Genomic DNA, 12,388 nt, shown 5'->3' on the forward strand with positions numbered 1-12,388 from the left:
CGCCCGGATGACCGGGCGGCGTTTTTTATTTTGCGGGTCGCGGCACCGCCGCGTCATCAAAAGTCGATCTTAGCGGTTCGGCAAATGCGGAATCCCTTCATTGCTCGTCAGATTGAGTTGATGAATCTGACGATGCGCCTTGTTCAGATGCGCCTGCGCGGCCACGCGTTGCGCCTCCAGTTGCGACACTTCCTTGCGCACCTGATGCTGCCGGTTCGACACTGTCTGTTCCTGCGCGCCGCGCCGTTGCAGGTCGCTGCGCAACCGCTCGGCCTGCGCCTCTGAGCGCGCGATCATGCGCGCCAATTGTTCGTTTTGTGCCTCGAGTTGCGCGCGGCGGGTTTCGCCGTCCGACAGTCGTGTCGCCTGTTCCACGAAATGATGGAAGGCCGTTTCGGCGGCTTCGAGGTCGGCGGCTTTCAGCGCGCGCCACAGCGAACCTTCCTGATAGAGCACGACGTAATAAGCCAACTCCTTCGCGTGAAAAAGCAGGCTGACCGAATAGTCGAAGCTGCGAAATACGCGAAACGGCGTGAGCGCGTCCTCTTCGGCCAGCCACTCGATTTCGGCGGTGTCGGCGATCTGCACGCCGCGCGCGCTGACCTGCGACGGCACCACCGGCACCGGCCGCAAAGTCGTCACCGGACGCGTCGCTTCAGCCGACGCGGGCGCCGCAGCGCTGGCCACGGCAGGCTCGGCGTTGTCCGGCGCGAGCGCCGCGGCCTCGCGGTCGTCGGGCGAAACGGGATCGGCGGCATGCGCTCGCGGCACCTGCACGAGATGCGATGGGCCAGCCAGCACGCTGCGGCGATTCAGGAGACTTTTCACGGCAGTACCTCCGGTTGACTCGCCCAAAACCGGCAAGCGGCGCGAACGCTTAAGCATGCCGCCCGACGGAACGGGGCGAGCGGTGAGCGAAAAGTGAGGGTCCGGCGGCGCGGGCGGAGCCGGCGCCGGGTTGCGCGACGGCGCGGATGCATACGCGCCGGTGCTGCGTCAATGCAAGGTGCGATGCCGTCGGCCGATCTCGTCGAACAGGGCGCGGCTGGGTTCCAGCGCGAGCAGCCACGATTCGTCGTAGCCGCTGAGATTGTCGAGCGCTTCGCGCAGGCGCTCGATCGCGAGTGCCGGAATTTCGACGCTGGCTTCGACCCCGCTCGACAGACCCGCGATGCTCGCGAGTTGCACCAGCGCGTCGGCGGCTTCGGCGACGTCGGCGGCGAACACGAGATGCGTATTCAGTAATTCGACCAGACCCGGTGACGCCGCAACGTCGTCGACGTTGAGCTGCACGGCCAGAAAGGTGGCTTTATTCATCCCCAACTCCTCGCAGGATCCGGATTTGTATGTACGTGCGTCGCGCGCGGTCTGACTGAGTATAGGCGAGGCCTGCGAGGATTCAATAGTCACACGAATCGGACCTTGCGGGCTCGACGCGGCAAGCCGGCCGGCCAGCCCACCTATAATGGGGCCAGCCGAAACCGGCGGGCCGCTTGCAGTCGGGTGGTCGAGACGAATCGCCGCGTCTGCATGTTGGCGGACGCCCGATGCCATACCGGCGGTGGCGCACGGGCGTGCAGCGGCATAATGGAACACCGTTGCCGGGCCCGCCAGACTAACGGCACGGCAAATGCTTGGGGCTGATTGAATCCGATTGAATCAAGGCGTCGAGGAAATCACATGACAAGACAATGGCAATTGACGGGGACGCGACTGCTGACGGCGGCCGCACTGGGCGCACTGCTGGCGGGCTGCACCAGCATGCCGTGGGATAGCACGCCGTTCTACAACAGCGCGCCGTCACGTCCGACCACGCTCAGCACCGTGCCCGTGCCGGCCGGTTTCTACCGGGTCAATCCCGGCGACACGATTGCCGGGATTGCTTCGGCATATGGCCGTCGACCGCAGGAAATCGCCTCGTGGAACGGCCTCGCCGCGAATTCGCCGGTCAATCCCGGCCAGGTGTTGCGCGTGTCTCCGCCGATGGCATCGGGCAGCGTCGTGACGCCGCCGGTCGGCGTCGCGCCGAATGGAACGCCGACGCCGGCGACACCGCCCACCGCATCGACGGGTCCACAGCAGGGCGTGCTGCAATGGCCGTTGCGTGGTCCGATCCTGAAGACCTTCGCGCCCGGCAAGTCCAACGGCATCGTGATCGGCGGCCGTCCCGGCGATCCGGTCAAGGCCGCTGCGACCGGCCGCGTGGTGTATGCCGGTTCGGGCATCGAGGCGTATGGTCCGCTCATCATCATCAAGCACGACGACTCGCTGATCACCGCCTACGGCCAGAACAGCCAGTTGCTCGTCAAGGAAGGCGATGCCGTCGCGCAAGGTCAGACCATCGGCGAAGTCGGGGTGGATAGCCGCGGCGTGGCGTCGATCCAGTTCGAGGTGCGTCAGAACGGACAGCCAGTCGATCCGCTGACGTGGCTGCCGAAGTCGGGCGGATAACCGGCAGGGGTCGCCACTAGCGGTGAGGGACTGGCGCAGTCCGCACCGCTTGTTTTCAGCGCGATTCTCAGCGCCGCCTGAATTGAATACACTGTGTGGTTCAACAACCGCCCGGGCGCGTGTCGATGCAGACGACGCCACGCGCCGGCCGGCTGTCGCAGGCAGTCATCCACAGAACGCACAGGACCCACCATGATCGATTTGCGCAGCGATACCGTAACCCGTCCGACGCCGGCGATGCTCGCGGCCATGTCCGCCGCCGAAGTCGGCGACGACGTCTGGGGCGACGACCCGACCGTGCTGCGTCTGCAAGCCACGCTCGCCGAGCGCACCGGCAAGGAAGCGGGGCTATTTTTCCCGAGCGGCACGCAAAGCAATCTGGCGGCATTGATGGCGCATTGCGCGCGCGGCGACGAATACATCGTCGGCCAACTGGCGCACACGTATAAATACGAAGGCGGTGGCGCAGCGGTGCTCGGCAGCATCCAGCCGCAACCGCTCGAAAATGCCGCCGACGGCTCGATCCCGCTGGACAAGATCAGCGCTGCGATCAAGCCGATCGACGACCACTTCGCGCGCACGCGCCTGCTCGCGCTGGAAAACACCATCGGCGGCAAGGTGCTGCCGGCGGGCTATGTCGCCGAAGCGGTGCAACTCGCGCGTCAGCGTGGTCTATCGGCTCACCTTGACGGCGCGCGCGTTTATAACGCGGCGGTCGCGTCGGGCCAGCCGGTCGCGGACCTGTGCGAGCCGTTCGACTCGATCTCGATCTGTTTTTCCAAGGGACTGGGTGCGCCGGTCGGCTCGGTGCTGGTCGGCAGCCGGGCGTTGATCGACGTAGCGCACCGCTGGCGCAAGGTGCTGGGCGGCGGCATGCGCCAGGCCGGCGTGCTGGCGGCGGCGTGTCTGTACGCGCTGGATCACAACGTCGAGCGCCTCGCCGACGACCACGCTCACGCAGCGCACCTCGCGGCGGGGCTGGAGTCGATCGAGCATGTAAAGGTGCAGTCGGTTGCGACCAACATGGTGTTCGCGCAGTTTCCGCAGCAGCATTGCGCACCGCTCGAAGCCTGGTTGAAGGAGCGCGGCATTCTCACGCAGATGCTGTATGCGTCGCGCTTCGTCACGCATAAGGATGTTTCGCGCGGCGACATCGATACGTTCATCGCCGCTGTGAAGGGCTATTTCGCCGCGCATTGAGCAAGCAAGCTAGCTTGCTAGCTGAAGAACGGGCGCACTGTCACCGACAGCGCGCCTGTTTTTATTTCGCGACGGCTTTCGCGTGCGCGCCCGCGCGATGCGACGGCGCGAACAGGCGCAGCCCGCTGGCGAGGCTGGCTGCACCGGCAAAGAATGCCCCGGCGCTGAGCGCAAGCGTCGGACCGTGCCGGCCCGCAATGCCGAAGCTCAACGCGACCAGCGCCGCGCCCGTGGTTTGCCCAAGCAGCCGCGCGGTCGCGACGATGCCGCTCGCACCGCCGCTGCGCTCGGGCGGCGCGCTGGCCATCAAGGCCTTCAGATTCGGCGACTGGAAAAAGCCGAAGCCCGCGCCGCAAATCGCCATGCGGATGCCGATATCGAGCACGTGCGGATGCACCGGCAGGAGCGCGAGCGACGCCATGCCCGCCGACATCACCGCGAGACCGATCGCGCCGAGCAGGCCCGGCGGATAACGGTCGGACAGACTGCCCGCGAGCGGCGCCGCCAGGGCGACCACCACAGGCCACGGCGTCATCAGAAAACCCGTTTCGACCTGACTGCGATGCAGGATCGTCTCGAAGTAAAACGGCAACGAGACGAAGGCGAGACCTTGCGCGGCGAACGAACACACCGCGGTCAGCGCCGATAGCGCGAACACCGGCCGCTTGAAGAGATCGACGGGCAGCATCGGCGCCGGGTGACCCGCTTCGCGACGAATCAGCAGCGCCCCGAACACCAGCGTGATCGCCGCCGCGCTCAGCACGAGTTGCGTCGAGGCGCGCTGGGCCGCCTCGCCGAGCGCGAAGATCAAGGCCGCGAACGTGACTACGTTGAGCAGCGCCGCGACCGGATCGAAATTGTGCGTGCCGCGTTCGGTGTGCGGCAACGCCGGCCAGGCGAACGCGAAAGCCAGCAGCCCAAGCGGCACGTTCACGGCGAATAACCATGGCCAGGCGGCAACCGAGAGGATCAGCGACGCCACCGTTGGTCCGACCGCGAACGACACGCCGACGATCAGCGCGTTGGTGCCGAGACCGCGTCCGAGCCGGTGCGGCGGATACAGATAGCGGATCAGCGCGGTGTTCACGCTCATGATCGCGCTCGCGCCGAGCCCTTGCAGGACACGAGCGGCGGCGAGCGTCGGTAAGGTCGAAGCGAGCGAGCACGCGAGCGACGCCAGCGTGAACAATGCAATCCCACCGATATAAATCCGCCGATGCCCGACGATGTCGCCGAGCGCGGCGAGCGGCAGCAGCGTCGCGACCATCGCGAGCTGGTAGGCGTTGATGATCCACACCGAGGCTGCGGGCGCCGCATGCAGGTCGGCAGCAATGGCGGGCAGGGCGGTGTTGGCGATCGCGGTATCGAGTGTGGCAAGCGCGACGGCGAGCATGATCGCGGCCATCGCGCGGCGATTGGCGGCGGACATGGGGCCGTCCGCGGGAAAGGGCGGGGCGGAAGTAGCGCTGGCTTTGTCGGACAAGTCGGGCTCGGCGGTTATGCATGCCGTGGCGCCGGACTGATCGGTGAGCGGCGTGCGCGGCGGATTGCGAAAAGGATGAAACGCGGCCGGACTCGTGGAGCAGGCGCTGCGCGGCGAATGTGGCGATTGTTACAGAGACGCGGAAATCGTGCTCGCGGTCGGCCTAGGCGGGGCGGGTCTTGGAGTGTTGCTAATGCAACTAACGGCCTAGCCCGTGTCACATCCGCGAAATGGCCGCGCTTCGCTCGACCGCAAACCTTGCGGCACAAACGGTTCAGCAGATGAGGCCCGTCGATTCGACCACCTTTCGACATCATCGACGCGTTCATCCGCCCGTCACGCGCAGAAAAAATAATGGCACTGCGCTGCTGCCCAGCGCGCATCGACTCGCGCCACGGTCGGGCCTTTTTTGGCTGACGAATGCACGCGCGCAGTGCCGCGTCCACGCGGTTTGCACCGCGCGCGTGCGAAAAACCGGTGCGCGAGCGCGCATCGGCGGGCATGGCATGTGCGTGGGCAGACGCTCGTGCCCGCCGCCGTCCGCTGGCCGTAAAATGTCCTACTCTGTTTGTTAACCCGCCTGACCGGCACGCGCCTCCCGTCCGTCATCTGTGCGGTTTGCGTATGCCGCGTCGCACTTTCCCCGGAGGCTTCGATGACAGCCGTCGATCTGGAATTCGACCAGCTCAACAGTACCGTCGACGCGCTACGGCGCTCAATTTCCAATCGCATGATGTACGGCGTCGGCAAGGATGCCGTTACCGCGCATCCGCATGACTGGCTGCACGCCGCGGCGCTCGCCGTGCGCGACCGGCTGGTCGCGCGCTGGATGAAGACCACGCGCCTGCAATATGAACAGGACGTGAAACGCGTCTACTACCTGTCGATGGAGTTCTTGATCGGCCGGACCTTTACGAACGCCTTGCTGGCACTCGGCATTCACGATCAGATGCGGGAGGCGCTCGCCAGTCTCGGCGTCGACATGGACGCGCTGACCGAGATCGAACCAGACGCCGCGCTCGGCAACGGCGGTCTCGGCCGGCTTGCGGCGTGTTTTCTCGATTCGATGGCGACGCTCGGCATTCCAGGCTTCGGCTACGGTATCCGCTACGAATACGGCATGTTCCGTCAGCAGATCGTCAATGGCGAGCAGGTCGAGGCGCCGGACTACTGGCTGCGCGCGGGCAATCCCTGGGAGTTTCCGCGACCCGAGATCAAGTACATGGTGCACTTCGGCGGCCGCACGGTGCAGCGCGGCGAGCACACCGAGTGGATCGACACCGAGCATGTGAACGCTACCGCGTACGACACGGTCATCCCCGGCTACGCAACCGACGCGACCAACACGCTGCGCCTCTGGTCGGCGCGCGCCACTGAGGAGCTCGATCTCGGCGCCTTCAATCGCGGCGACTATCGCAACGCGGTCGACACCAAGAACATGTCGGAGAACGTCTCGCGTCTGCTGTATCCCGACGATTCGACACCGGCCGGCCGCGAGTTGCGGCTGCGTCAGGAATACTTTTTCGTGTCGGCGACCATGCAGGATCTGATACGCCGCTATCAGCGCACGCACAGCACGTTTGGCCGCTTTTCCGAAAAGGTGGCGGTGCATCTGAACGATACGCACCCGGTATTGGCGATTCCCGAGCTGATGCGTCTGCTGGTGGACGTGCACCACGTGCCGTGGGAGAAGGCGTGGCAGCATGTCACGAAAATCTTCTCGTACACCAATCACACCTTGATGCCCGAGGCGCTCGAAACATGGGACGTCGAGATGCTCGCGCGCCTGTTGCCGCGGCACCTGGAGATCATCTTCGAGATCAACGCCCAGTTTCTCAAGCACGTTAGCGAGCAATCGGGTCAGGACGCCGAGATGATCCGCCGCATTTCGCTCGTCGACGAATATGGTCAGCGGCGCGTGCGCATGGCGTATCTCGCGATCGTGGCGAGCCACAAGGTGAACGGCGTCTCGAAGCTGCATTCGCAACTGATGACACGCGATATCTTCGCCGACTTCGCACGCATCTATCCCGACCGCTTCACCAATGTGACCAACGGCATCACGCCGCGTCGCTGGCTCGCGCAGGCGAGCCCGTCGCTGTCGTCGCTGATCGATCAGCAGATCGGCAAGCATTGGCGCAGCAATCTGTTCGAACTGGAACAACTGCGCAACTTACGCAACGACAGCGGCTTCATCGAGGCATTCCGCGAAGCGAAGCGGCAGAACAAATTGCGGCTCGTGCATCGGCTCGCGCATCACACCAAACTGCATTTCGATCCGGACGCGTTGTTCGATCTGCAGGTCAAGCGCATTCACGAATATAAGCGGCAACTGCTGAACGTGCTGCACGTGATCGTGCGCTACAACCAGATTCGCGCGAATCCCGAACTCGACTGGGTGCCGCGCGTGGTGATGTTCGCCGGCAAGGCGGCGTCCGCGTATCGCATGGCGAAGACGATCATCAAGCTGATCGGCGATGTGAGCGAGAAGGTCAATCACGATCCGCTGATCGGCGATCGTCTCAAGGTGGTGTTCGTGCCGAACTACGGCGTGAGCGTGGCCGAGTTGATCATTCCGGCAGCGGATCTGTCCGAGCAGATTTCGATGGCCGGTACCGAAGCATCGGGCACCGGCAATATGAAGCTCGCGCTCAACGGCGCGTTGACGATCGGCACGATGGACGGCGCCAACATCGAAATCTGCGACGCGGTGGGTCGCGAGAACATTTTCATCTTTGGCCACACGGCTGACGAAGTGGATAGCTTGCGCGCCAGCGGCTATCGTCCCAGGCAGGTGTACGAGGAGAATCCGGAGTTGCGCATGGCGCTCGACCAGATCCGCTCAGGCTTTTTCTCGCCGGACGATCCCTTGCGCTTCCTGGACATTTTCCACACGCTAGTCGATTGGGGCGATCACTACATGGTGCTGGCCGATTTTGCCGCGTTCGCTCAGGCACAGAAGGATGTGGATGCGCGCTTCGTCGATAAGCGCGCGTGGGCGGAAAGTGCGATCGAGAATGTCGCGGGCATGGGGCAGTTTTCGTCGGATCGCACCATCGGCGAATATGCTCGCAACATCTGGCATGTGAATCCGCTCAATATGGAGTGAGGCGTTTCAAGGTGACGTGAAGTGAGACATGGCCGGGCCATTCGACGATTGCCCGGCCATTTTCATTGGCGATTACTGCGCGAAGTTCTCGATCTCGCGAGCGGCTCGCAGACCCAGTTCGCCGCGTGGGAAATCGAACAGCACGTCGATATTCTGCATGCCCACCAGGCCGATCACGATGCGATTGGCGCCCGGTTTTGTCTTGACGATCGTGACCTGCGCGCTGTCATAGCGGTGCAGCCATTTGCCCGAGCCAATCGCCACGTTGTAGTTGCCCTGCTTGAGCACGGTGCCGACCTCGTCGTCGCCGGTCCAGTTCGGCGCCTTGTCCATTTCGATGCGGATCATGTCGCTGCTGGCCGTGGCGAAAACGAGCGGCGCGCAAAATGTCATCTTGTCGTCGACGTTGACGCAACCGCGCGGCCATTGCATCGTGCCGTCGTTCAGACGCGTCATCGGCACCCTCGTATAGTCTTTGATCAACGCGTTCGACGGGCTCAGCAGGAGATAGGGTTTCGCGAAATTGGCGTGCACTGCGTAGCGCTGGCCGACGTTGCCCGAGATGGCTCGCAGCGGCTGCGTGCAGCAACTGTCGTCGGGCTGCGCGGCACCGATGCCGAAGAGCCCTGAGAATGCCCAGCCGAATTCGGCGGTAAAGCCGTCCATGCCGACGCAGTGTTTGGCAAACGGCTGGCAACTGACTGAATCGACTACTTGCGCATCGACTTGCACGGGCTTCAATCCGGCGATGCTCGCGGGCAGTTTGGCCGTGGCGCCGGAGACCTGCGCACCGTTCGCGAGTGGCAGCGAACTGACCGGTCCAACGTTCGGGTAGCTCGTGTCGGGCAGCGCTGACTTGACCACGCGTATGCCCTGCGTGCCGGTGTCCAGTGCGAAGTAAAGCGGTTTGCCATCGAGTTGGACGGGCAGGCCGAGACGCGCATGATCGTGATCGGCGCGCTCCACATGCAGCGGGATCAGCAGGCCATCGTTGCCGCCGTTGACGAGCGCGGCGGTGGCGGGCGGCGGCGTCGGCACGGGGAAGGTGATGCCGCAGCCGCTGAGCGCAGCGCACGCAACGGTGGCTAGTAGCGTCGCCGCGGCAAGCCGGCACCAGTTAGGACGAGTGGGGCGGCGTGCGACATTGGAAACGGACAGGAACATGGATCGTGCTTTGCAAAAAAAGCGGGTTCCTGGCGTAGGCGATGCATGGTGTGCCGCGACTGGACAGCACGGCGCGGTACACGCAGCGGACTGCCATGCGTGGGGGCTTGAACCGGGAAGCTGGCGGGGCCTGCGGAAAGGAACACGCGGTAAGGGAGCGGCGACTCTACATCGCGACTCGTCGTGATTTGCAAAGATGTGTAAAGGCTTGGGACGGCGGCAGGCGCGCTCGTCCGATCGTTGACCTATGTCAATAATCGCGAGGATGCCGGATCACGGTGGCCCGCGCGCGGCCCAGGACGGCGCGATCGAGTGTGGCGGTTAGCAGGGCGATCACGTCGTCGAGCGTACGCGAGGTGACTTCGACGCGGAAGGTCACGCACTCGTGTTGCTGGTCGACGGTGACGACGTACAGACGCAGATCGTCGCCGAGCGCGGCATGCAGTGCCCGGCGTCCGTTTGCCGATGAAGTCCCGGGCACGATGACGTCGATGATGACGAGTGGCACGACGCGCTGAGCTTGATTGGCGCGGCGGGTAGGACGTACGGTGCATGACGCAGCCGTGTCGGACGTGGCGAGAGAGGTAAGCATCGTGATTGCGCCGCACCGGTGAGGCGGCGTGGCGCGCGTTGTGGATACCTGTCCACTCTACTCACGCGCGCCTCAAGGGCGCGCAAAAGCCGGCTCACGCCGAATCAATTTTGCGTTAACACGCCGCGCGCCATAGGTTGATCCAGACCTACACCTTCGGCGCGGCGGCGGCGGACTTAGCTTCATGCACGGCCGCGCTGACGCGTTCGACGAATTCGCGGTCGGTGCTCATGAGGGCCTCGCGTTCGCCATTGGGGGTCTGCACCATCAGACGGTGCGTGACGTCCTGGGTCGCCCAGGTGAGCCAGCCCACCACGATCAGCATCGTGCCGCACACCATGCCCACCGGCGAGCGAAAGACGCCGCCGACAATCGCGCCGACCAGACCGATTGCTGAAATAATGCGTGGCAGAGCTTTGTTCTTCGGCACGGTGACGACCTGTACACCGACGATGTCGCGCAATGGGAAGACCTGGCCGGCCGACGAAAGTGCATTGCGCGTGACTGATACGCCGCGATCATTGAAAGGATTGTCCATCGAGTTAAAGGCTAGCGGTGGCAGAGGCCGCAGCGTACCAGACTTCTCAGGTGCGGCGCCGCTGGCTTTGCTGCTGATCGCGCCGGAGACGCCGAGTTCCGAGGCGGGCATCTGGATACCGTGGTTCAGTTGGTATAACGAACTGTTTGAAGCGGGTGCTTGCGCACTCTTTCGGTTTGACTCTCCAGAGGCGCGGGCCGCAGCCATGTTTCATCGGCATGGCTGCGGCCGCCTCTCCTGGAACTGTGTGCGCGGCTTACTTCGACATTTCCGGCTCGGAGCGACTGGCGGTCGATCCCAGCGCGTCGAGCGTTTCGAGGGCCTTGCGCACGCCAGCGCCGTAGGCGGGATCGGCTAGCGTGCAATGCTCGATATGCAACTCGCGGATGGGACTCGAAACGCCGTGCATGGCTCGCGCGGTGTTCTCGAACAGCACAGTCTGCTGAGCTGCAGACATCAGACGGAACAGGTCTCCCGGTTGCGAGTAATAATCCTCGTCGACGCGGTGATTCCAATGGTCTGCGGCGCCTTCGATAGAAAGCGGCGGTTCGCTGAAATCGGGCTGGTCCAGCCATGCTCCGCGCGTGTTCGGGTTATACGGTGTGGTGCCGCCGTGGTTTCCGTCTACACGTAGCACGCCGTCGCGGTGATAGTTGTTGTAGTGGGTGGTCCCACGGGGCGAGTTCACCGGAATCTGATGGTGATTGACGGTCAGTCGGTAGCGCTGGGCGTCGCCGTAGGAGAACAGCCGTCCCTGCAGCATCTTGTCGGGGGAGAAGCCGATTCCGGGCACCACGTTTGCCGGATTGAACGCCGCCTGCTCCACGTCGGCAAACCAGTTTTCTGCGTTCCGGTTGAGTTCGAGATGACCTACTTCGATGAGCGGATAGTCTTTCTTGGACCAGACTTTCGTCAGGTCGAACGGGTTGACCTTGTAGGCCGCCGCTTCCTTCTCCGGCATGATCTGGAAATACAGCGTCCAGCGCGGGAATTCCTTGCGCTCGATGGCCTCGTACAGGTCGCGGTGGTGAGTCTCCCGATCGGATCCGACCAGTTCGACGGCCTCCTGATCCGTCATGTTCTCGATACCTTGCTGGGTATGCATATGAAACTTGACCCAGAAACGCTCGTTGTCGGCGTTGATGAGGCTGAAGGTGTGACTGCCGAATCCGTGCATGTGTCGATATGTGCGCGGAATGCCACGCTCGCTCATCACGATCGTGACCTGATGAAGCGCCTCGGGCAGTTGCGTCCAGAAGTCCCAGTTACTTTCGGCGCTACGCAGTCCGGTGCGCGGGTCGCGCTTGATGGCGTGATTCAGATCCGGGAACTTCAGCGGGTCTCGCAGGAAGAATACCGGCGTGTTGTTGCCGACCAGGTCCCAGTTGCCTTCTTCGGTGTAGAACTTCAGCGCGAAGCCGCGGATGTCGCGCTCGGCGTCGGCGGCGCCCCGTTCTCCCGCCACGGTGGAGAAGCGCGCGAACATGTCGGTCTGCTTGCCGATGGTCGAAAAGATTTTGGCGCGCGTGTAGCGGGTGACATCGTGCGTGACCGTGAACGTGCCATGGGCTCCTGACCCTTTCGCGTGCATCCGGCGTTCGGGAATGACCTCGCGATCGAAGTGCGCGAGTTTCTCGAGGAACCATATGTCCTGCAGAAGGACGGGGCCACGAGGGCCGGCCGTCTGGGTGTTCTGGTTATCGACTACCGGCGCGCCGAAGGCCGTTGTGAGCTTGCTCATGGTGCATCTCTCCAGTGATGTACTTCGTTGTGAAGACAACAGTGCCGCGCCTCATGGTCCGTGCGGTCTTCTCAGGACAGACGATAGAGCAGTTCGGCAGCCCGGTCCTT

At 63.8% G+C, this 12,388-nt stretch carries 10 protein-coding genes; 3 read left to right on the top strand and 7 right to left on the bottom strand.

The genetic code is table 11. The features are described 5' to 3' along the window. Nucleotides 1-69 precede the first annotated feature (69 nt). Both FQ705_RS31445 and FQ705_RS31450 read right to left on the bottom strand, forming a co-directional pair. Complete coding sequence (locus tag FQ705_RS31445; protein WP_144148504.1) at nt 70-828, bottom strand: DUF2968 domain-containing protein; 759 nt, start codon at nt 826-828, stop codon at nt 70-72. A gap of 168 nt (nt 829-996) precedes the next feature. After that, a complete protein-coding gene (locus FQ705_RS31450; RefSeq protein ID WP_054041885.1) occupies nt 997-1,317 on the bottom strand; it encodes a hypothetical protein in 321 nt (106 codons plus the stop codon). Nucleotides 1,318-1,680: 363 nt separating this feature from the next. Between FQ705_RS31450 and FQ705_RS31455 the strand changes: the two genes are divergently transcribed. Together FQ705_RS31455 and ltaE are read left to right on the top strand one after the other, a co-directional pair. Then, nucleotides 1,681-2,451, top strand: a complete 771-nt coding sequence (locus FQ705_RS31455; protein WP_144148506.1) for a peptidoglycan DD-metalloendopeptidase family protein — start codon at nt 1,681-1,683, stop codon at nt 2,449-2,451. Nucleotides 2,452-2,643: 192 nt separating this feature from the next. Beyond that, a complete protein-coding gene (gene ltaE / locus FQ705_RS31460) occupies nt 2,644-3,651 on the top strand; it encodes a low-specificity L-threonine aldolase (protein ID WP_144148508.1) in 1,008 nt (335 codons plus the stop codon). A gap of 61 nt (nt 3,652-3,712) precedes the next feature. Here ltaE and FQ705_RS31465 read toward each other — a convergent pair whose 3' ends face one another. Beyond that, nucleotides 3,713-5,080, bottom strand: coding sequence for an MFS transporter (locus tag FQ705_RS31465; RefSeq protein ID WP_144148510.1), 1,368 nt, complete (start codon nt 5,078-5,080; stop codon nt 3,713-3,715). 709 nt (nt 5,081-5,789) lie between these two features. Between FQ705_RS31465 and FQ705_RS31470 the strand changes: the two genes are divergently transcribed. Then, nucleotides 5,790-8,243 (top strand): glycogen/starch/alpha-glucan phosphorylase, encoded by a 2,454-nt coding sequence (locus tag FQ705_RS31470; protein ID WP_144148511.1) that lies wholly within the window; start codon nt 5,790-5,792, stop codon nt 8,241-8,243. Between the two features lie 72 nt (nt 8,244-8,315). Here the strand turns inward: FQ705_RS31470 and FQ705_RS31475 are convergent, their stop codons facing one another. The 4 genes from FQ705_RS31475 to FQ705_RS31490 form a co-directional block, all read right to left on the bottom strand. After that, entirely contained in the window at nt 8,316-9,407 is a 1,092-nt protein-coding gene (locus FQ705_RS31475; protein WP_144148513.1) for a hypothetical protein, read from the bottom strand. Between the two features lie 250 nt (nt 9,408-9,657). Next, nucleotides 9,658-9,999, bottom strand: a complete 342-nt coding sequence (locus tag FQ705_RS31480; RefSeq protein WP_144148515.1) for a hypothetical protein — start codon at nt 9,997-9,999, stop codon at nt 9,658-9,660. Nucleotides 10,000-10,147: 148 nt separating this feature from the next. Continuing rightward, nucleotides 10,148-10,537: a DUF6232 family protein gene (locus FQ705_RS31485; protein ID WP_144148922.1), complete on the bottom strand. Its 390-nt coding sequence runs from the start codon at nt 10,535-10,537 to the stop codon at nt 10,148-10,150. Nucleotides 10,538-10,793: 256 nt separating this feature from the next. Then, nucleotides 10,794-12,278: a catalase gene (locus tag FQ705_RS31490; RefSeq protein ID WP_144148517.1), complete on the bottom strand. Its 1,485-nt coding sequence runs from the start codon at nt 12,276-12,278 to the stop codon at nt 10,794-10,796. Nucleotides 12,279-12,388 lie beyond the last annotated feature (110 nt).

Source organism: Paraburkholderia sp. BCC1884 (assembly GCF_900996225.1).
Classification (GTDB): Bacteria; Pseudomonadota; Gammaproteobacteria; order Burkholderiales; family Burkholderiaceae; genus Paraburkholderia.

Bases quoted from the DNA above. Each gene is read 5' to 3' on its own strand.
- FQ705_RS31475 (WP_144148513.1), bottom strand. From the start codon at position 9,407: ATGTTCCTGTCCGTTTCCAATGTCGCACGCCGCCCCACTCGTCCTAAC.
- ltaE (WP_144148508.1), top strand. From the start codon at position 2,644: ATGATCGATTTGCGCAGCGATACCGTAACCCGTCCGACGCCGGCGATG.
- FQ705_RS31480 (WP_144148515.1), bottom strand. From the start codon at position 9,999: ATGCTTACCTCTCTCGCCACGTCCGACACGGCTGCGTCATGCACCGTA.
- FQ705_RS31465 (WP_144148510.1), bottom strand. From the start codon at position 5,080: ATGTCCGCCGCCAATCGCCGCGCGATGGCCGCGATCATGCTCGCCGTC.
- FQ705_RS31455 (WP_144148506.1), top strand. From the start codon at position 1,681: ATGACAAGACAATGGCAATTGACGGGGACGCGACTGCTGACGGCGGCC.
- FQ705_RS31470 (WP_144148511.1), top strand. From the start codon at position 5,790: ATGACAGCCGTCGATCTGGAATTCGACCAGCTCAACAGTACCGTCGAC.
- FQ705_RS31485 (WP_144148922.1), bottom strand. From the start codon at position 10,537: ATGGACAATCCTTTCAATGATCGCGGCGTATCAGTCACGCGCAATGCA.
- FQ705_RS31490 (WP_144148517.1), bottom strand. From the start codon at position 12,278: ATGAGCAAGCTCACAACGGCCTTCGGCGCGCCGGTAGTCGATAACCAG.
- FQ705_RS31450 (WP_054041885.1), bottom strand. From the start codon at position 1,317: ATGAATAAAGCCACCTTTCTGGCCGTGCAGCTCAACGTCGACGACGTT.